A 17,513-nucleotide genomic window follows, 5' to 3' on the forward strand; every position below is an offset into this window, starting at 1 on the left:
TGTTTACTACTAACCACCAACAACCAACAAACAACAAACAACATTATGACAACTATTTTTGCAGTAGAGCGATCGCCACCGTTGGTGACGTTCTATTAAGCGGTCACTGCTGACCCAACATGAACCTAAACACAAATCCTCTAGACCCACCAAACCAACCAATTGCAGGAGAAAAATAATCATGTCCGACGATAAAATCAGACAGATAGCCTTCTACGGTAAAGGCGGTATCGGTAAGTCTACTACTTCTCAAAACACCCTTGCCGCTATGGCAGAAATGGGTCAGCGGATTATGATTGTGGGATGCGACCCCAAAGCTGACTCCACCCGTTTGATGCTGCACGCTAAAGCTCAAACCACCGTGCTGCACTTAGCAGCAGAAAGAGGTGCAGTAGAAGACTTAGAACTTGAAGAAGTAATGTTAACCGGTTTTCGCGGTGTTCGTTGCGTGGAATCTGGTGGTCCCGAGCCTGGTGTAGGTTGCGCCGGTCGTGGTATCATCACCGCCATCAACTTCTTGGAAGAAAACGGTGCTTACCAAGACCTAGACTTTGTATCTTACGACGTGTTGGGTGACGTTGTCTGTGGTGGTTTCGCTATGCCTATCCGTGAAGGTAAAGCACAAGAAATCTACATTGTTACCTCCGGTGAAATGATGGCGATGTACGCTGCAAACAACATCGCTCGCGGTATTCTCAAATACGCTCACTCCGGTGGTGTGCGCTTGGGTGGTTTGATTTGTAACAGCCGTAAAGTTGACCGGGAAGCTGAATTGATCGAAAACCTGGCTGAACGTTTGAACACCCAAATGATTCACTTTGTACCTCGTGACAACATCGTTCAACACGCAGAATTGCGTCGTATGACCGTTAACGAGTACGCACCTGACAGCAACCAATCTCAAGAATACCGCGCATTAGCTAAGAAGATCATCAACAACACCAAGCTCACCATTCCTACTCCTATGGAAATGGATGAACTAGAAGCCCTGTTGATTGAGTACGGTATTCTCGACGATGATACCAAGCATGCAGAGATCATCGGTAAGCCAGCTGAAGCTTCTGCTAAATAACTGATGCCGTAGTTAAGTAAAAAGTAAAAAGTAAAAAGTAAAAAATTCTTTTGCCTTTTAACTTTTTACTTTTACCTTCCTCTTCCTCCCTTCTATACCTGCAATTACCCGAACCCATAAGTCTAACCGAGGCAGACTATGACACCTCCAGAAAACAACAATCTCATAGAAGAACATAAAGAACTAATTAAAGAAGTTCTCCAAGCTTATCCAGAAAAATCTCGCAAAAAGCGGGAAAAACACCTTAACGTTCATGAAGAAGGTAAGTCCGACTGCGGCGTTAAGTCCAACATCAAATCAGTTCCTGGTGTGATGACCGCCCGTGGTTGTGCCTATGCAGGTTCCAAGGGTGTGGTTTGGGGTCCCATCAAGGACATGATCCACATCAGCCACGGTCCCGTTGGTTGCGGTTACTGGTCTTGGTCTGGTCGTCGTAACTACTACGTGGGTATTACCGGGGTTGACAGCTTCGGCACCATGCACTTTACCTCCGATTTCCAAGAACGCGACATCGTTTTCGGTGGTGACAAAAAGCTGGCTAAGATTATTCAAGAAATTGAAGAACTCTTCCCTCTCAACCGTGGTATCAGCGTTCAGTCTGAGTGTCCTATAGGTTTAATTGGGGATGACATTGAAGCCGTCGCCAAGAAAGCATCCAAAGAGACTGGTAAGCCGGTTGTACCCGTACGTTGCGAAGGTTTCCGAGGTGTTTCTCAGTCCCTTGGACACCACATCGCTAACGATGCTATCCGCGACCACATGTTTCCTCGCTATGACAAAGCGAAGAAGGAAAATACACTAAGCATTGAACCTGGCCCCTACGATGTAGCGCTGATTGGTGACTACAACATCGGTGGTGACGCTTGGTCTAGCCGGATGCTGTTGGAAGAAATTGGCTTGCGTGTTGTTGCTCAGTGGTCTGGTGACGGTACCGTCAACGAACTGGTTAACGGTCTTTCCGCTAAGTTAGTTCTCATCCACTGCTACCGCTCGATGAACTACATCTGCCGTGCTTTGGAAGAAGCTTACGGTATGCCCTGGATGGAGTTCAACTTCTTCGGCCCTACCAAGATTGCTGAATCTCTCCGCGAGGTTGCTGCTAAATTTGACTCTAAGATCCAAGAAAATGCCGAGAAAGTGATCGCTAAGTATACACCGATCATGAATGCGGTAGTTGAGAAGTATCGCCCACGCCTCGAAGGCAACACCGTCATGCTATACGTCGGCGGTCTGCGTCCTCGTCACGTTGTGCCTGCTTTTGAAGACCTCGGTATCAAAGTTATCGGTACTGGTTACGAGTTTGCTCACAACGACGACTACAAGCGCACCACCCACTACATCGACAACGCCACAATTATTTACGACGACGTTACAGCTTACGAGTTCGAGGAATTCGTCAAAGCGAAGAAACCCGATCTAATTGCTTCTGGTATCAAAGAGAAATACGTATTCCAGAAGATGGGTCTGCCTTTCCGGCAAATGCACTCCTGGGATTACTCCGGCCCTTATCACGGTTACGACGGCTTCGCCATCTTCGCTCGCGACATGGATATGGCACTCAACAGCCCAACTTGGGGATTAATTGATACTCCTTGGAACAAGAAAGAAGTAAAGGCTAAAGCTGCATAAAAGGGACTAGAGACTAGGGATTGGGAACTAGGTTAGATTCTTTCCCAATCCCCGATCCCCAATCCCCAATACCCTACACAAACCCAGCAAGCAACAGAGAGATACAGAAATGCCACAGAATCCCGACAAAATTGTAGACCACGTAGACCTATTCAAACAGCCAGAGTATACAGAGCTATTCAAGAATAAACACGAACAATTTGAGGGTGGACACTCCGCTGAAGAAGTTGCCCGTGTTGCTGAATGGACTAAAGGCTGGGAGTACCGCGAAAAGAACTTTGCCCGGGAAGCGTTAACAGTTAACCCTGCTAAAGGTTGCCAACCCGTAGGCGCTATCTTTGCTGCTGTTGGTTTTGAAGGTACTCTTCCCTTTGTCCAAGGTTCTCAAGGTTGCGTTGCATACTTCCGTACCCACCTCAGCCGTCACTATAAAGAGCCGTTCTCCGCCGTGTCTTCTTCCATGACTGAAGATGCAGCCGTGTTTGGTGGTTTGAACAACATGATTGAAGGTTTGCAAGTTTCTTACCAACTTTACAAGCCCAAGATGATTGCTGTTTGCACCACCTGTATGGCAGAGGTTATCGGTGATGACTTGGGTGCATTTATCACCAACGCTAAGAATGCAGGTTCTGTTCCTCAAGATTTACCAGTACCTTTTGCTCACACCCCCAGTTTCGTTGGTTCCCACATCACTGGTTACGACAACATGATGAAGGGGATTCTGTCTAATCTGACAGAAGGTAAGAAGAAAAACACTACCAACGGCAAGCTCAACTTTATCCCCGGCTTTGATACCTACACTGGTAACAACCGTGAATTAAAGCGGATGCTCAACCTGATGGGTATTGACCACACCATTTTGGCAGATAACAGCGAATATCTGGATTCTCCCAATACTGGTGAGTACAATATGTACCCAGGTGGTACAAAACTGGAAGATGCTGCTGATTCTTGCAACGCCGAAGCTACTGTTGCTCTGCAACGCTACACCACACCCAAGACTCGCGAATATATCCAAACCAAGTGGAATCAAAAGACCACTGTTCTGCGTCCTTGGGGTGTCAAGGGAACCGATGAGTTCTTGATGACATTGTCTGAAATGACCGGCAAGCCCATTCCCAAAGAGTTGGAAGATGAGCGCGGTCGTTTGGTAGACGCAATGACCGACTCCTACGCTTGGATTCATGGCAAGAAGTTTGCAATTTACGGCGACCCAGATTTAATCTACAGTGTCACCAGTTTCTTGTTAGAGTTGGGTGCTGAACCAGTACATATCCTCTGCAACAACGGCGACGAGGAATTCAAGAAAGAAATGGAAGCAATCCTCAGCGCTAGCCCCTTCGGAAAAGAAGCTACTGTCTGGACTGGCAAAGATCTGTGGCATATGCGGAGTTTGCTGTTCACCGAGCCTGTTGACTTCTTCGTTGGTAACTCCTACGGTAAGTATCTGTGGCGTGATACCAAGATCCCAATGGTACGGATTGGTTATCCTCTCTTCGATCGCCATCACTTACACCGCTATCCTACTATCGGTTATCAAGGTGGACTCAACCTGCTCAACTGGGTTGTCAACACCATTCTGGATGAACTGGATCGCAACACCAACATTGCTGGTAAGACCGATATTTCCTTCGACTTGATTCGTTAATCATCTCATCAACTCGCAGCGTGCCAACAAAGGAAAAGAAATAGGGACTGGGGACTAGGGACTGGGTGAATTCAAAAAAACTTTTCCCAATACCTAATCCCCAATACCCAATACCCAATTTCTTTTACCTTTTTCCTTGTAAATTATTACCTAAGTATTGCATATGGCTTCTGTAAATCACACACATATTCATCCTAATTACCACCCACCTAACTATCAAAAATCTAGCGGCTTTGATATTCTAAATCCATTACGTAGGTTAGTAGATAGTATCCAGATCAAAAATTATCGCCTTGCTCATCTAATTTGCCAAATTATTCCTTGTTGTTGCCCATTTGAGCGGGAAATTAGATTGTTTGGACGTAACTTCCATATTCCTGCACTGTGCAAGCTCAATCCTTTATATGACAACTTTGTAGGATTGCGTTTTCGTGCATTATCTTTCCTCAGCGATGAATGTGGAGAAGATGTCACGAAATATATTTGCTAGTCGTTACATATTACTCATTATTCATTACTCATTATCGATTAATTATTAGTTAGTGGTTAGTGGTTAGTGGTTAGTGGGGAAACAATCAACAAACAACTACTAACTATTAACTACTAACTACTAGCAAACTTTATCCAGCGCGAGGAAAGAGATGATAATCACCCAAGGCAAAATCAACGAGCTGCTCTCTGAGCCAGGATGCGAACATAATCAACACACGCATGGAGACAAGAAAAATAAGGCTTGCAAACAACAAGCTCAGCCTGGAGCCGCTCAAGGGGGTTGTGCCTTTGACGGTGCAATGATTGCCCTAGTACCCATTACTGATGCTGCTCATTTAGTCCACGGGCCAATCGCCTGCGCTGGCAATTCCTGGGGCAGTCGCGGCAGTCTTTCCTCCGGGCCTCAGCTTTACAAATTTGGCTTTACCACCGATTTGAGTGAAAATGATGTGATTTTCGGTGGAGAAAAAAAGCTCTATAAAGCAATTTTGGACATTCACAAACGCTACCAACCAGCAGCGGTGTTTGTTTACTCTACCTGCGTCACTGCTCTCATCGGTGAGGACATGGATGCAGTCTGCAAAGCTGCTGCCAAAAAAATCGGTATTCCCATCATCCCTGTAAATTCCCCTGGCTTTGTTGGTAGTAAAAATCTTGGCAACCGCATTGGTGGCGAAGCTTTACTGGAATACGTCGTCGGTACTGAAGAACCAGAATACACCACACCTTACGACATCAACCTTATCGGTGAATACAATATCGCCGGTGAAATGTGGAATGTGCTGCCGTTATTCAAAAAATTAGGCATCCGCGTCTTGGCAAAAATTACAGGCGATGCTCGCTACAAGGAAGTTTGCAGCGCCCATCGTGCCAAACTCAATGTGATGATTTGCTCCAAAGCCCTGATCAATATGGCGCGGAAAATGGAGGAGCGTTACGGCATCCCCTACATCGAAGAGTCTTTCTATGGTGTAGAAGATATAAATCGATGTTTGCGAAATATTGCAGCAAAATTGGGCGAGTCCCTTCGGGATAGCTCCGCTTCACGCGATTTGCAAGAACGGACAGAAAAGCTGATTGCCGAAGAAACTTCCGCTTTAAATGTAAAACTCGCTCCCTATCGCGATCGCCTTAAGGGCAAGCGCGTTGTCCTTTATACCGGGGGTGTGAAAAGCTGGTCTATTATCTCGGCAGCAAAGGACTTGGGCATGGAAGTTGTTGCTACCAGTACTAAGAAAAGTACTGAGGAAGACAAAGCCCGCATCAAGCAGTTACTCGGTCAAGATGGCATTACCTTGGAAAAGGGCAATCCTCAAGAAATACTGCGGGTGATTAACGAAACCAACGCAGAGATGTTAATTGCTGGGGGTCGTAACCAATACACTGCTCTAAAAGCCCGGATTCCTTTCCTCGACATCAACCAGGAACGCCACCACGCCTACGCTGGTTATAGCGGTATGGTAGAAATGGCGCGAGAACTGGATGAAGCCCTCTACAGCCCCGTGTGGGAGCAAGTCCGCAAACCAGCACCTTGGGAAGACGACCAAGAAAATGTCACCACCTCACCACGTCTTTCCATCTCCTTATCTTTAGAGGAGGATGAATAATGGCAAAGGTTGTCATTCCTAACAAGCCAGTTATTGTCAATCCCCTTAAGCAAAGCCAAACTTTAGGTGCAGCCCTGGCCTTTTTGGGTTTGAAAGGGATGATGCCTTTACTTCACGGTTCCCAAGGTTGTACTGCCTTCGCTAAAGTCATACTAGTGCGGCATTTCCGAGAGGCGATTCCCCTTTCTACAACCGCAATGACAGAAGTCACTACCATCTTGGGTGGTGAGGAGAATGTCGAACAAGCAATTCTCACCTTGGTACAGAAGTCTCAGCCAGAAATCATCGGTTTGTGTACTACTGGACTGACGGAAACCAGAGGGGATGATATGGACGGCATTCTCAAGGATTTTCGCCAACGTCACCCAGAATTGGATGAGTTGCCAATTATATTAGTCTCCTCACCGGATTTTAAAGGCTCACTGCAAGATGGTTTTGCAGCGGCGGTGGAAAGCATCGTCAAAGAAGTTCCCCAACCAGGAGAACCGAAAGCGCAACAAGTGACAATTTTGATGAGTTCTGCTTTCACACCGGGGGATGTGCAGCAAATCAAGGAAATTGTCAGTACTTTTGGGTTGACGCCAATCGTTGTTCCCGATCTTTCCGCTTCTTTGGATGGTCACTTGGATGATTCCTACAGTCCCATCACTGGCGGTGGTACAACTTTAGTGCAACTCCACAAAGTCGGTAGTTCTGTCTATACTTTGGCGTTGGGTGAAAGTATGCGGGGTGCAGCCAAAATCCTGGAACAAAAATTTGGCACACCTTACGAAGTATTTACCGAACTGACTGGGTTAGAAGCGGTAGACAAATTGATGCTATTTTTGGCGAATTTGAGCGGGAATGCAGTTCCGGAGAAATACCGCCGCCAACGCCGCCAACTACAAGACGCAATGTTGGACACTCATTTTTACTTTGGCAGGAAAAAGGTATCGCTAGCGCTGGAACCGGATTTACTGTGGTCAACAGTGTATTTTCTGCAATCAATGGGTGCAGAAATTCAAGCTGCTGTGACTACTACGCGATCGCCACTTTTGGAAAAACTCCCCATTAATAGCGTCACCATCGGTGATTTTGAAGACTTTGAGATCCTTGCTGCTGATTCTGATCTATTGATTGGCAACTCTCATACGAATGCGATCGCCAAACGCTTGCGAATTCCCCTCTATCGCCAAGGTATCCCCATTTTTGACCGTTTAGGTAATGGTCAATTTACCAAAGTGGGTTACAGAGGCACAATGGAGTTTTTATTTGATTTGGGCAATCTCTTTTTGCATGAAGAGGAAGCAAAAGTCAGAGATAGAGATGTTCAAGGTGATTTTTAATTGTTGTTTGTTGTTTGTTGATTGTTGTTTGGGATAAGTCAACAAGCACCAACCACCAACTACCAACCACCAACTACCAACTAAAAAAATGAAAATAGCCTTCACAACTAGTGACCAAGTTCATATCAATGCTCACTTCGGTTGGGCAAAGATGATTGATGTTTATGAGATTTCTTCAGAGGGTTATCAATTTGTGGAAACTCTCAATTTCGATGGCGACCTCAAACAAGATGGCAACGAGGACAAAGTTGCCCCTAAACTTGATGCATTGAATGATTGCACGATTGTTTATGTTTCGGCAATTGGTGGGACTGCGGCTGCCAAATTAATCAAAAAAGGTGTCACTCCTGTCAAAGCACGTTCAGACCAAGAAGAAATTACTGATGTGCTCAATAAATTAGTTCAAACTCTCAAAGGAAGCCCACCACCTTGGCTGCGTAAAGCTTTACAACAAAAAAACCTGAACTTTGATGAATTGGAAGAAGAAACCACTGTATGAGTGCAACTAATAGTGTTAATGGAACCGTTCCTAATGAAGTTGTAACTTCACCTTTTCTGAAAGCGATCGTTCAACAAATCCGGGGTCAAGATAGTTACGGTGTTTACCGGAATTGGTCAGATGAATTAATTCTCAAACCGTATGTTGTTAGCAAACAAAAGAAACGCGAAATTTCTGTTGAGGGTGATGTCGATCCGGTAACAGTTGGACGGATTATGGCATTTTATCGCGCTGTAGCTGCCCGTATTGAACAAGAAACCGGTTTATTATCTCAGGTTGTAGTTGATTTGAGCCATGAAGGATTTGGCTGGGCGCTGGTCTTTTCTGGTCGTCTTTTACTGGCAGTGAAAACCTTGCGAGATGCTCATCGTTTTGGTTTTGAATCGCTAGAAAAAGTAGCGGAAGAAGGAGAAAAGCTAGTCCAAAAAGGCGTGGAATTGGCTCAGAAATTTTCTGAAGTTGGAAGATTGTAATTAGTCATTAGTCATTGGTCATTAGTCATTGGTACAGAAAAATTACCAAGGACAAATGACGAATGACGAATGACAAAGGACAAAGGACAAATGACAATTGAAGAACTAAAAACCCAGATAAAACGCCTCAACAGTAAAGCAGGTCAAATGAAAATGGATCTGCACGATCTAGCAGAGGGGTTGCCAACAGATTACCAAAAAATTATGGATGTTGCTGCTGCAACTTATAAAATTTATCGTCAGTTGGAAGAACTGAAGCAACAACTAAAAAATATGGAGCAAGGCAAATGAGCGAAGATTGGAAAAAATTCCAAAAGCTCACACAAGCAGAGGAATATTTTGAGTTTTTTCAATTACCTTACGAACAAAAAATTGTAAGTATAAATCGTCTGCATATTTTGAAAAAATTCTCACAATATATTCAAGAAATTGATGAGAATTATACCGTTCTTAGTGCAGAAGATAGATTAAATAAATATTGTGAGGCTTTGGAAAAAGCTTATCAGGTTTTTCTCGAATCCACACCTCAAGAACAAAAGCTGTTCAAAGTATTTAAACAGAAGCCTAAAAATGTAATCACGCTGACAGAAATCACTTCTGATTAGGAGGTAAAAAGTGATAGACCTGACGCCTACCGAGTTAGAACGTTACCGTCGCCAAATGATGCTCCCTAATTTTGGCGAGACAGCGCAGAAGCGCCTAAAGTCAGCGACAGTTCTGGTAACAGGTGTGGGAGGATTAGGCGGTACGGCAGCGCTTTACCTAGCGGTAGCAGGCGTTGGGCGGCTGATCCTAGTCCGGGGTGGCGACTTGCGGTTGGATGATATGAATCGTCAAATTTTGATGACGCACGATTGGGTTGGTCAGCCAAGAGTCTTCAAGGCAAAAGAAACTCTAGAAGCTATCAATCCTGATATCAAGGTGGAAGCGATTCATGAATATATCACCCCAGAGAATGTAGACTCTTTGGTGAAATCCGCTGATATGGCACTTGACTGCGCCCATAATTTTACAGAGCGCGATGTGTTGAATGCAGCTTGCGTACGCTGGCGTAAGCCAATGGTGGAAGCAGCAATGGACGGAATGGAGGCTTACCTGACTACGATTATTCCTGGTGTGACACCTTGTTTATCTTGTTTGTTTCCAGAGAAGCCAGATTGGGATAGGCGTGGTTTTGCAGTGTTAGGTGCTGTGTCTGGCACTCTCGCTTGTCTGACGGCACTGGAAGCAATCAAGCTAATCACTGGGTTTAGTCAACCTCTGTTATCGCAACTGCTGACAATGGATTTGACTCGCATGGAATTTGCTAAGCGCCGTTCTTATCGCGATCGCTCTTGTCCAGTCTGCGGTAACAATGCACCTTGGAGATACTTGCAATCTAAATCCACAGTCATTAGTCATTAGTCAATTGTTGTTTGTTGTTTGTTCTTTGTTGTTTGGAACAACCAACAACCAACCACCAACTACCAACAAACAACAAATTTTAAAAGTCAGGAGGTTGGATGACTGTTACTTTGACAGAAAAAGCAGAATTTCGTCTGCGGGCATTTTTAGCAGGTTCTGCTGCTGATACCAATGATGCAACTAAAGGTATCCGCATCTCTGTTAGTGATGGTGGTTGCAGTGGTTATGAATATGCAATGGATGTCACCAGCAAGCCACAACCAGAGGATTTGGTTATTCAGCAAGGCAAAGTAACCATTTATGTTGATGCTAAAAGTGCACCGTTATTAGAAGGGATTGTCATCGATTTTATTGACGGTGTGATGGAAAGCGGCTTCAAGTTTATCAACCCCAATGCAACTGAAACCTGCGGTTGTGGCAAGTCATTTAAAACAGCTGACTGTCAGTCAGCGGGTGTACCTTGCAACTAATGGTTAGTGGTTAGTAGTTAGTGGTTAGTGGGAAACAAACAACTACTAATAACTAACAAATATCAACTAACAACTATCAACCAACAACAAAGTTTTTTGAGGAGAACGCGAAAATGGCAACCTACCAAGTTAGATTAATCAACAAAAAAGAAGATCTGGATACGACAATTGAAGTTGATGAAGAGACTACCATACTAGATGCAGCAGAAGAAAACGGCATTGAACTACCCTTTTCTTGTCACTCCGGTTCTTGCTCTAGCTGCGTTGGCAAGGTAGTTGAAGGTGAAATCGATCAATCTGAGCAAATTTTCCTTGATGATGAGCAGGTTTCTAAAGGGTTTGCGCTGCTTTGTGTTACTTATCCACGTTCTAATTGCACAATCAAGACTCATCAAGAACCTTATCTTGTCTAAAGGTTTCATTTTTTCTCCCCTTCATATTTTCTTTCCTTAGCTAATCTTGAAGTCGTAGCTTTCACATGCTATGACTTCTTTATTAAGAAGGCAGAAGAAAAAGTAAAAGAGATTTTATGTATGCTCATGTAAGCTGTTGATGACAATTACTTATCAAAAATGTTCTTAATTTTAAGATAGCGTAAATCTATATATTTCATCACTGTTTTTTATTTTTATTTTATAAATCATTTAATTCTTACTAGGGCAGAAAGTGTTGCAGCCCTACAACTAACCACTAACTACTAACCACTAATGTTTAACAGCTTTAGTGTTACTGGGTCTTCATTAGTATTGCTGAAGATAGGAGAAAAAGGAATCATTCAGTTCTGTAACAGTCAGGACGAAAAAATCCTCAACCAAGTGATATCTTTGGGGCTAATTCCAGGAACTTACATTACTTTAGAACAGCGATTTCCCAATTTTGTTCTCAAAGTAGGACATCAAAGCTTGGTAATCGATAAGGTAATTGCTCGCACACTTTATGTCCGAGTTGTTAATAGATAATCGCGTTCTGAGAATGGATGAAAATCCTTACACCTTCTTCCTTCTTTCCTCTTTTTCTTCCTTATTTTCACAATAGAGGGACTAGTAAAAATATGAACGGGAATACCGTCACGCGCCACTATCACAACTTTTTACAAGTTGCTCAGAGTTACTATCAGCTAACAAAGCCCCGCATTATCCCTCTGTTGCTGATTACTACGGCTGCAAGCATGTCTATTGCATCTAGAGGAAAATTAGATCCTGTATTGCTGCTAGTAACCCTGGCTGGTGGTACTTTTGCTGCTGCTAGCGCCCAAACATTTAATTGTATCTATGATCGCGATATCGATTATGAAATGGAACGCACGCGCCACCGTCCTTTGCCTTCTGGTAGAGTGCAACCTGCTCATGCTTTAATATTTGCGATCGCCCTAGCTTGTATTTCTTTCACGTTGCTGGCAGTCTTTGTAAATTTGTTGAGCGCTCTGTTAGCAATGTCCGGTATTTTATTTTATGTGGGCGTCTACACCCATTTACTCAAGCGTCACACATCTCTTAACATCGTCATTGGTGGTGCGGCTGGGGCTGTTCCGGCTTTGGTCGGTTGGGCAGCGGTAACGGGTACACTTAGCTGGACGGCGTGGCTATTATTTGCGATCGTATTCCTGTGGACACCCCCCCCACTTCTGGGCACTGGCATTGATGATTAGTGAAGATTATGCCAAGGTGGGTGTGCCAATGCTGCCTGTAGTTGCTGATAGTCTCACTGCTGCTAGGCAGATTTGGGCGTATACTTTAGTGCTTATTCCTGCCACATTTTTATTGATAGATCCTCTGCAAGTGATGGGTGCTATTTACAGCTGCACTGCTTTTGTATTGGGGGCTATCTTCATCAAAAAAGCGTGGGCGTTGTTGCAAGCCCCAGAAGAAAAACAATTAGCGCGATCGCTATTCCTCTACTCTATTCTCTACATGATGTTACTGTGCGCTGCAATGGTAGTTGATAGTTTACCTATTACTCATCAACTTACTGAGTTAATTATTAGATTTGTTAGTGGTTAGTTAAATTTTGTTCTTTGTTGGTTGTTGTTCGTTGTTTGTTTCAATCAACAACCAACAACCAACAAACAACCAACAACATTTCTTAATCAACAGCAATCATAACATCTGTTGCTTTAACCACAGCGTAAGCTTCTTTTCCTTCTGCTAGTTGGAGGCTGTCTGCTGAGGCTTTTGTAATGATTGCAGTCACCTCTACTCCAGGTGCAAGTTCTAAAGTAACTTCTGTATTGACAGAACCTGGTACAACTTTTTTCACAGTAGCTTTAAGAGTATTACGAGCGCTAATTTTCATATCTTGATATTGTTGTGACAATTTTTCCTCATCAATAATATCTATTTTGCATAATTTATAAGTATTTCTTTAGATTGTATTTATAATTTATCATATATAAAATTGCAAGTTTGACTTTTCACATATCAGATACTTACTGTTGTGGCAAAGCTAGCTGGTAAAGCTGTATGAAACCAATGCCGGAACAGCATAAGTTTTGAAAAACAAATTCAGCAAGAATCATATCTTACAATTAAATACTTGCAAGCTCTTACTAATAAATAATTACATTTTAATGCAAAACGAGATAGGAACAAAATAATTTTGTACCCCTATTACAATCAAGCTGTATTCCATCCAATTGATTCTCACCATAAGACAATACAGTTCGGTGAGCAGAACTTGATTCTTAGAGTCCCCCTAAATCCCAATACGTCACAACCCTTTGTAGAGACGCGAAATTTCGCATCTCTACAGACCAATTTTTTGTACCAAAAATCTCTAAGACACTATAATTATTGATATTTAATCGCAATTTTCTTCTTAATAAGAATTGTAATTGTTGTTTTAACCATTATCTACTACCTCTTTTCAGTTCAAAAAACATATTTTTTTGTGTTTTTTTAATATTTCATATTTAGATATTTCTGCAAAGTTTTATAACTGACCCCTTGTCCAAATTTTTTATGAGGATATTATATGAATGTAGGCTAAAGCGTTGCCAATAATCCTAAACTTCAGCAGCAAAAAGCGATAAAATAGTTCTCTAAATAAATTCAATGCTAAAGCTTAGAGAATTTGAAAACTGGGAGCAAAGAAGATATATTCAAGATAGTAAATAACGGGGGAATGCGTAAGTTGACTCCTAGAAAAATTCAGATTTATTTAGAGAGAAGAGAACAACACTTCGCAATTTTCGTAATCGCTTTTGGAAGCAGTGAATCAAAACAACCTGAGTTTAGGTAAGGCGTGTGTGCTTGAGGCGCACGCAGCTAGGAAAGAATGATAGAGGCGATTTCCTTACATAAAGGAAAAGGAGCAGGAATTATGAGAGCCAAACACATTATGACTCAAGATGTAGCAACTATCCGCGGTTCAGCTACTGTAGCAGAAGCAGTCAGACTCATGAGGCTCAAAGAATTGCGAGCGTTGATTGTAGAACCTCGTAACGATGCAGATGCTTACGGTATTGTTACCGAGACTGATATTGTGTCTAAGGTGGTCGCTTATGGAAAAGACCCCAAACAGACACATGTCTACGAAATTATGAGCAAGCCCTGCATCGTTGTCAATCCTGACCTTGACGTGGAATATGTAGCACGGTTATTTGCCAATACAGGTGTTTGGCGTGCGCCTGTTATCCAAGGTGAACTACTTGGTATTATTTCTACCACCGATATTATTACTAAGGGTGACTTTCTTGAAAAGCCCAAGCTAGAATTCTTGCAAAAAGAACTCCACAAAGCCATATCGAATGCTCGCTCAATTTCCGTTAACTATGGTGCGGATTCTAAAAAAGCTGTTGAAGCTTGGAATTTTGTAGAGGAACTCCAAGCAGAAGCATGTTTTTATGGCGCACCAAAACCAGAAAAATCAGCTAGAGAGCTATTTTCTAATGGACGTCAATCAGTGAGTGTAGGTTAACAGTCTGATCGTAAAAGTAATCTGACTTAGCAACTGATCCTGAATTAATAGAAACCCGGTTTCTACAAGAAGCCGGGTTTATCCAAATTGATATCTTGCACCATTCTTAATAACCGTAGGGTAGACACACCCCATCGGCGTGAAATTAAGATTCTTCGAGTATATTAAGTGATACCTACCCTACATTAGTTAACATTGATAATCAAAATAATAATGGTGCCACAGTTTTGATGTAGGCGCATTGGCTGGTAAGACAGAAGTAGTTCAGTTACTTTTAGAACACCATCCAAATTTAGAGTTACAAAAGTTAGACGACTTCAAAGCAATAGATTTTGCTGCCACTTTAGAAGTCTTAAGAATTATTAAAAATGCACTCAATTACAGTAAAATCGGGTAAAACTTATCATGACCTACAAAGTAATCCTACTGATCGGTCTTACCCGACCTCAAGCATATAAATGCATCTACTCAGTCATATGCGTTTAATGTTTATCCTAGATTCATAGAAGAGTGAGAATAAATATCATGAATCAAATACCTTTATTTATTTGGTTAAACCGTGCAATTTTCTTTGAGAACTTTTAGCAAGATAATTCTTAGAAGTTGCAAGGAAGTCATCAGCATATACTCTTTATTTCACGGGAGTTTACGTACATTTCAGGGAAACTTGAGGCATAACAGATAGTAGATATAATTTGGAAGTTGAGAATAATTTTCTAACCCTTATTTATGAATTAATTGATGATATTTTTGAGAGTTATATTTTACAAATTAATAGTATCAAAAGATTCTTTTTTTTGATTATTTATGTTTATTATAGGTCTAGCTAGCTTTTTTGGACAAAAGCTGTATATGTGTAGCGATAGCTGGGAGGTCAAATGTAGTGAAATAGCTGCCTTTGATGATTATGGAACTTAGACTCTTTAGAGACTAATTGAGATGTACTATATGCAATTGTACTTAGAAAGTAAATTGAGAATCGCAGAGAGAAGGAGATGAAGAAGAATTTTTTGCCCAAGGATGATTCACATCCTATTCAACTGACATCAGCAGATATTATACTGCGCCAGCGACTAGAGAATTCTATTAGCAGTTATTTTTATAATGCTTGCGATCGCACTATTCAAAATTTGTTATCTAGTTGTCGATGGTATGTCACAAGTCATGCTAGTGCTTTAACCTTAGTAATCGAATGTACAGACCAAATTACTAACTGGCGTGTCCTTCAAAAAATCGTGCCAATGGCAGCAGTTTTAGGTGAGATCGTGAGCAGTGCTAAAATTCGCGTTTATCCACCCAAAAAAGAAGGAATGCCTTTTGAAATGAGAGTAGATGAGCTATCAGTTTACCGAGATATGGCTTAATGGTTGTTGGTTGTTGGTTGTTTGTTGTTGGGTGTTTACTACTAACTACTAACCACTAACTCCCTGTTCAATCATTGCTTTAATTTCTGCAAAAACTAAGTCAGCAGAGTTTTTGACAACAGGACTTAACTCCCAACCAAAACCAAGATTTGCTGCTTCAATTAGGTAAACTATCACCTCTTGGGGAAAGTCATTCTCAAAGATTTTCCTACCTGCGGCTAAAGCATTATCCCAACGAAAATCATGCAAATTATAAGTAGGTTCCGGCAGGGCCTCTAGTTCTTTTCCAGGAACTTTAAACACAGCGCCCGGTTCGGAACCCGTTGCACTTGCATCAATAATTATTAACTGTTTACTACCTCTTGCTTGAAACATCACTTCCATCCCAGCAGTTCCGCAATCATAAACTTGTAAGTGAGGATGGGGATGTTTGGCGAGATATTGCTGTAGGCGTTGAGCAATAATTACGCCTACAGCATCATCGCTGCGGTTAAGATTTCCACAACCAATAATCGTTATTTGTCCTACCCTGCGGGAAGCTGAATAAAGTGCGTCTATTTCGTTTGTCATTTGTTATTCCTAAAGTCTGTAGCGACTGTCTTAAAAGTCAAGCGATCGCACTACGTTTTGGTGGGTTCGCTGGAACGAAAAGCTATTATGGTTGGCGATCGCCTATCCTCACGACACCATAGCTGGTCACTGCATCGGGAAAATAGATAAAGTCGATTTTAATTAGCTAAAAGGCAGATTGCTTTCTCATTGTGGCGAAAAAGATTAATTTGATGATAGGTTGAGTTCTGTGAAATATTACCGATGTAGAGCAAGCCATTGATTGAGATTAGACCAATCCAGCGACATCAGATAGAACAAGCCAAGCAAATCGTTATGGGAGTTTCACTAGAAATTTGGCAAGGTGTACTGACTGAAGCTGATTTCAGGCGCTTAGATTCAATGTCCGATATCGAGAATGTGCAGTCACACTATTTCGACAACCGTGGTACTTTCTTGGTCTTGGTCGATGGTGAACAAGTTGTAGGCACTGGGGCAATTCGACGATTCGATGATCAAATCTGTGAACTCAAGCGAATGTGGTTTCTCAAAGAGTATCGAGGACAGGGGTTAGGCTGGAAAATGGCTCAAATGCTCTTCGATTTTGCACGGCAGGCAGGATATTGGAAAGTGAGACTTGACCTCGCTAACGATGAGCGGCAACCACAAGCACTCAAACTTTACAGAAAACTTGATTTCTACCCAATTGAACGCTACAACGATAGTTCCTGTACTGTGTTCATGGAGAAGATTTTATAACCGCAAAATCAGGAGTGATAGTCAAGCAGCCCAACAGTGGGTTGGAGCCGAACGGCGAGGGGTGATTGCTTAGAGTTTCGGTGTTATCTGCATCAGCTCAACTGTGTCATTAAATTCATATCAGGTGTAAATTAGAAAAACTGAAGAATTATTTGATGTTTTTATTTACAAATAAAATTTAGTTTGTATTATACCATTATTTTTTCATATAAAATTACTGAAAAATATTTTTATTAATCAGCAAAAAGTTTATATCAATACATTACTAATAATAGTTCACTATTCACATTTGGTAATTATAGTTCTA

Annotated in this window: 21 protein-coding genes and 2 pseudogenes; 20 read left to right on the forward strand and 3 right to left on the reverse strand. The window is 42.2% G+C overall.

Going from position 1 to position 17,513, the window contains the following annotated elements:
• Window positions 1-9 precede the first annotated feature (9 nt).
• Window positions 10-183: a hypothetical protein gene (locus tag FIS9605_RS43785; RefSeq protein ID WP_197035982.1), complete on the reverse strand. Its 174-nt coding sequence runs from the start codon at window positions 181-183 to the stop codon at window positions 10-12.
• On the opposite strand from FIS9605_RS43785, the gene nifH reads away from it, so the two are divergent.
• The 15 genes and pseudogenes from nifH (at window position 182) to FIS9605_RS35965 (ending at window position 12,619) form a co-directional block, all read left to right on the forward strand.
• A complete protein-coding gene (gene nifH, locus FIS9605_RS0101755) occupies window positions 182-1,072 on the forward strand; it encodes a nitrogenase iron protein (protein WP_026731053.1) in 891 nt (296 codons plus the stop codon). The two genes, FIS9605_RS43785 and nifH, sit on opposite strands and share 2 nt — an antisense overlap.
• Before the next feature lie 138 nt (window positions 1,073-1,210).
• On the forward strand, window positions 1,211-2,701 hold the full coding sequence (gene nifD, locus FIS9605_RS0101760; RefSeq protein WP_026731054.1) for a nitrogenase molybdenum-iron protein alpha chain: 1,491 nt from the start codon (window positions 1,211-1,213) through the stop codon (window positions 2,699-2,701).
• A gap of 109 nt (window positions 2,702-2,810) precedes the next feature.
• Window positions 2,811-4,349: a nitrogenase molybdenum-iron protein subunit beta gene (nifK, locus tag FIS9605_RS0101765; protein ID WP_026731055.1), complete on the forward strand. Its 1,539-nt coding sequence runs from the start codon at window positions 2,811-2,813 to the stop codon at window positions 4,347-4,349.
• Between the two features lie 163 nt (window positions 4,350-4,512).
• Window positions 4,513-4,839, forward strand: coding sequence for a Mo-dependent nitrogenase C-terminal domain-containing protein (locus FIS9605_RS40520; RefSeq protein WP_026731056.1), 327 nt, complete (start codon window positions 4,513-4,515; stop codon window positions 4,837-4,839).
• 151 nt (window positions 4,840-4,990) lie between these two features.
• On the forward strand, window positions 4,991-6,448 hold the full coding sequence (gene nifE / locus FIS9605_RS0101775) for a nitrogenase iron-molybdenum cofactor biosynthesis protein NifE (protein ID WP_026731057.1): 1,458 nt from the start codon (window positions 4,991-4,993) through the stop codon (window positions 6,446-6,448).
• Window positions 6,448-7,773 (forward strand): nitrogenase iron-molybdenum cofactor biosynthesis protein NifN, encoded by a 1,326-nt coding sequence (gene nifN / locus FIS9605_RS0101780; RefSeq protein ID WP_026731058.1) that lies wholly within the window; start codon window positions 6,448-6,450, stop codon window positions 7,771-7,773. Before nifE ends, nifN begins: the two co-directional genes overlap by 1 nt.
• A gap of 88 nt (window positions 7,774-7,861) precedes the next feature.
• The gene (nifX, locus tag FIS9605_RS0101785; protein WP_026731059.1) at window positions 7,862-8,272 is read left to right on the forward strand and encodes a nitrogen fixation protein NifX; all 411 of its coding nucleotides are present in this window, start codon (window positions 7,862-7,864) and stop codon (window positions 8,270-8,272) included.
• Window positions 8,269-8,745 (forward strand): NifX-associated nitrogen fixation protein, encoded by a 477-nt coding sequence (locus FIS9605_RS0101790; RefSeq protein ID WP_026731060.1) that lies wholly within the window; start codon window positions 8,269-8,271, stop codon window positions 8,743-8,745. Before nifX ends, FIS9605_RS0101790 begins: the two co-directional genes overlap by 4 nt.
• A 90-nt stretch (window positions 8,746-8,835) precedes the next feature.
• Window positions 8,836-9,036 carry a CCE_0567 family metalloprotein gene (locus FIS9605_RS0101795; RefSeq protein WP_026731061.1) on the forward strand — a complete coding sequence of 67 codons (201 nt, stop codon included), beginning with the start codon at window positions 8,836-8,838 and terminating at the stop codon, window positions 9,034-9,036.
• The gene (nifW, locus tag FIS9605_RS0101800) at window positions 9,033-9,350 is read left to right on the forward strand and encodes a nitrogenase-stabilizing/protective protein NifW (protein WP_026731062.1); all 318 of its coding nucleotides are present in this window, start codon (window positions 9,033-9,035) and stop codon (window positions 9,348-9,350) included. Before FIS9605_RS0101795 ends, nifW begins: the two co-directional genes overlap by 4 nt.
• A 10-nt stretch (window positions 9,351-9,360) precedes the next feature.
• On the forward strand, window positions 9,361-10,149 hold the full coding sequence (locus FIS9605_RS0101805; RefSeq protein ID WP_026731063.1) for a HesA/MoeB/ThiF family protein: 789 nt from the start codon (window positions 9,361-9,363) through the stop codon (window positions 10,147-10,149).
• A gap of 98 nt (window positions 10,150-10,247) precedes the next feature.
• Entirely contained in the window at window positions 10,248-10,619 is a 372-nt protein-coding gene (locus FIS9605_RS0101810) for a HesB/IscA family protein (RefSeq protein ID WP_026731064.1), read from the forward strand.
• 113 nt (window positions 10,620-10,732) lie between these two features.
• Entirely contained in the window at window positions 10,733-11,032 is a 300-nt protein-coding gene (locus tag FIS9605_RS0101815) for a 2Fe-2S iron-sulfur cluster-binding protein (RefSeq protein WP_026731065.1), read from the forward strand.
• Between the two features lie 294 nt (window positions 11,033-11,326).
• Window positions 11,327-11,578, forward strand: a complete 252-nt coding sequence (locus FIS9605_RS0101820; RefSeq protein WP_026731066.1) for a FeoA family protein — start codon at window positions 11,327-11,329, stop codon at window positions 11,576-11,578.
• Between the two features lie 92 nt (window positions 11,579-11,670).
• A pseudogene (locus tag FIS9605_RS35965) lies at window positions 11,671-12,619 on the forward strand (heme o synthase).
• An 82-nt stretch (window positions 12,620-12,701) separates the two neighbouring features.
• Here FIS9605_RS35965 and FIS9605_RS0101830 read toward each other — a convergent pair.
• Window positions 12,702-12,911 (reverse strand): TOBE domain-containing protein, encoded by a 210-nt coding sequence (locus FIS9605_RS0101830; protein ID WP_026731067.1) that lies wholly within the window; start codon window positions 12,909-12,911, stop codon window positions 12,702-12,704.
• A 1,026-nt stretch (window positions 12,912-13,937) separates the two neighbouring features.
• Here FIS9605_RS0101830 and FIS9605_RS0101835 point away from each other — a divergent pair.
• The 3 genes and pseudogenes from FIS9605_RS0101835 to FIS9605_RS0101845 all read left to right on the forward strand — a co-directional run bounded on the left by FIS9605_RS0101835 (window position 13,938) and on the right by FIS9605_RS0101845 (window position 15,898).
• Complete coding sequence (locus FIS9605_RS0101835; RefSeq protein ID WP_026731068.1) at window positions 13,938-14,534, forward strand: CBS domain-containing protein; 597 nt, start codon at window positions 13,938-13,940, stop codon at window positions 14,532-14,534.
• A gap of 188 nt (window positions 14,535-14,722) precedes the next feature.
• Window positions 14,723-14,931: pseudogene (locus FIS9605_RS43790) on the forward strand (ankyrin repeat domain-containing protein); the annotation flags it as partial.
• Window positions 14,932-15,529: 598 nt separating this feature from the next.
• On the forward strand, window positions 15,530-15,898 hold the full coding sequence (locus FIS9605_RS0101845) for a hypothetical protein (protein WP_026731069.1): 369 nt from the start codon (window positions 15,530-15,532) through the stop codon (window positions 15,896-15,898).
• 48 nt (window positions 15,899-15,946) lie between these two features.
• Here FIS9605_RS0101845 and FIS9605_RS0101850 read toward each other — a convergent pair whose 3' ends face one another.
• Window positions 15,947-16,468 carry a hydrogenase maturation protease gene (locus FIS9605_RS0101850; protein WP_051469899.1) on the reverse strand — a complete coding sequence of 174 codons (522 nt, stop codon included), beginning with the start codon at window positions 16,466-16,468 and terminating at the stop codon, window positions 15,947-15,949.
• Here FIS9605_RS0101850 and FIS9605_RS42245 point away from each other — a divergent pair, their 5' ends adjacent.
• Window positions 16,469-16,618 carry a hypothetical protein gene (locus FIS9605_RS42245; RefSeq protein ID WP_155960331.1) on the forward strand — a complete coding sequence of 50 codons (150 nt, stop codon included), beginning with the start codon at window positions 16,469-16,471 and terminating at the stop codon, window positions 16,616-16,618.
• 108 nt (window positions 16,619-16,726) lie between these two features.
• A complete protein-coding gene (locus tag FIS9605_RS0101855) occupies window positions 16,727-17,206 on the forward strand; it encodes a GNAT family N-acetyltransferase (protein WP_026731071.1) in 480 nt (159 codons plus the stop codon).
• Window positions 17,207-17,513: the final 307 nt, after the last annotated feature.

It is taken from the genome of Fischerella sp. PCC 9605 (assembly GCF_000517105.1).
Classification (GTDB): Bacteria; Cyanobacteriota; Cyanobacteriia; order Cyanobacteriales; family Nostocaceae; genus PCC9605.

What these genes read in the sequence shown, in the direction of transcription:
- FIS9605_RS0101830 (WP_026731067.1), bottom strand. Translation starts at nt 12,911, where the DNA reads ATGAAAATTAGCGCTCGTAATACTCTTAAAGCTACTGTGAAAAAAGTT.
- FIS9605_RS0101810 (WP_026731064.1), top strand. Translation starts at nt 10,248, where the DNA reads ATGACTGTTACTTTGACAGAAAAAGCAGAATTTCGTCTGCGGGCATTT.
- FIS9605_RS0101850 (WP_051469899.1), bottom strand. Translation starts at nt 16,468, where the DNA reads ATGACAAACGAAATAGACGCACTTTATTCAGCTTCCCGCAGGGTAGGA.
- FIS9605_RS0101835 (WP_026731068.1), top strand. Translation starts at nt 13,938, where the DNA reads ATGAGAGCCAAACACATTATGACTCAAGATGTAGCAACTATCCGCGGT.
- nifX (WP_026731059.1), top strand. Translation starts at nt 7,862, where the DNA reads ATGAAAATAGCCTTCACAACTAGTGACCAAGTTCATATCAATGCTCAC.
- nifK (WP_026731055.1), top strand. Translation starts at nt 2,811, where the DNA reads ATGCCACAGAATCCCGACAAAATTGTAGACCACGTAGACCTATTCAAA.
- FIS9605_RS0101790 (WP_026731060.1), top strand. Translation starts at nt 8,269, where the DNA reads ATGAGTGCAACTAATAGTGTTAATGGAACCGTTCCTAATGAAGTTGTA.
- FIS9605_RS43785 (WP_197035982.1), bottom strand. Translation starts at nt 183, where the DNA reads ATGATTATTTTTCTCCTGCAATTGGTTGGTTTGGTGGGTCTAGAGGAT.
- FIS9605_RS40520 (WP_026731056.1), top strand. Translation starts at nt 4,513, where the DNA reads ATGGCTTCTGTAAATCACACACATATTCATCCTAATTACCACCCACCT.
- FIS9605_RS0101845 (WP_026731069.1), top strand. Translation starts at nt 15,530, where the DNA reads ATGAAGAAGAATTTTTTGCCCAAGGATGATTCACATCCTATTCAACTG.
- nifN (WP_026731058.1), top strand. Translation starts at nt 6,448, where the DNA reads ATGGCAAAGGTTGTCATTCCTAACAAGCCAGTTATTGTCAATCCCCTT.
- nifH (WP_026731053.1), top strand. Translation starts at nt 182, where the DNA reads ATGTCCGACGATAAAATCAGACAGATAGCCTTCTACGGTAAAGGCGGT.
- nifW (WP_026731062.1), top strand. Translation starts at nt 9,033, where the DNA reads ATGAGCGAAGATTGGAAAAAATTCCAAAAGCTCACACAAGCAGAGGAA.
- nifD (WP_026731054.1), top strand. Translation starts at nt 1,211, where the DNA reads ATGACACCTCCAGAAAACAACAATCTCATAGAAGAACATAAAGAACTA.
- FIS9605_RS0101795 (WP_026731061.1), top strand. Translation starts at nt 8,836, where the DNA reads ATGACAATTGAAGAACTAAAAACCCAGATAAAACGCCTCAACAGTAAA.
- FIS9605_RS0101820 (WP_026731066.1), top strand. Translation starts at nt 11,327, where the DNA reads ATGTTTAACAGCTTTAGTGTTACTGGGTCTTCATTAGTATTGCTGAAG.
- FIS9605_RS0101815 (WP_026731065.1), top strand. Translation starts at nt 10,733, where the DNA reads ATGGCAACCTACCAAGTTAGATTAATCAACAAAAAAGAAGATCTGGAT.
- nifE (WP_026731057.1), top strand. Translation starts at nt 4,991, where the DNA reads ATGATAATCACCCAAGGCAAAATCAACGAGCTGCTCTCTGAGCCAGGA.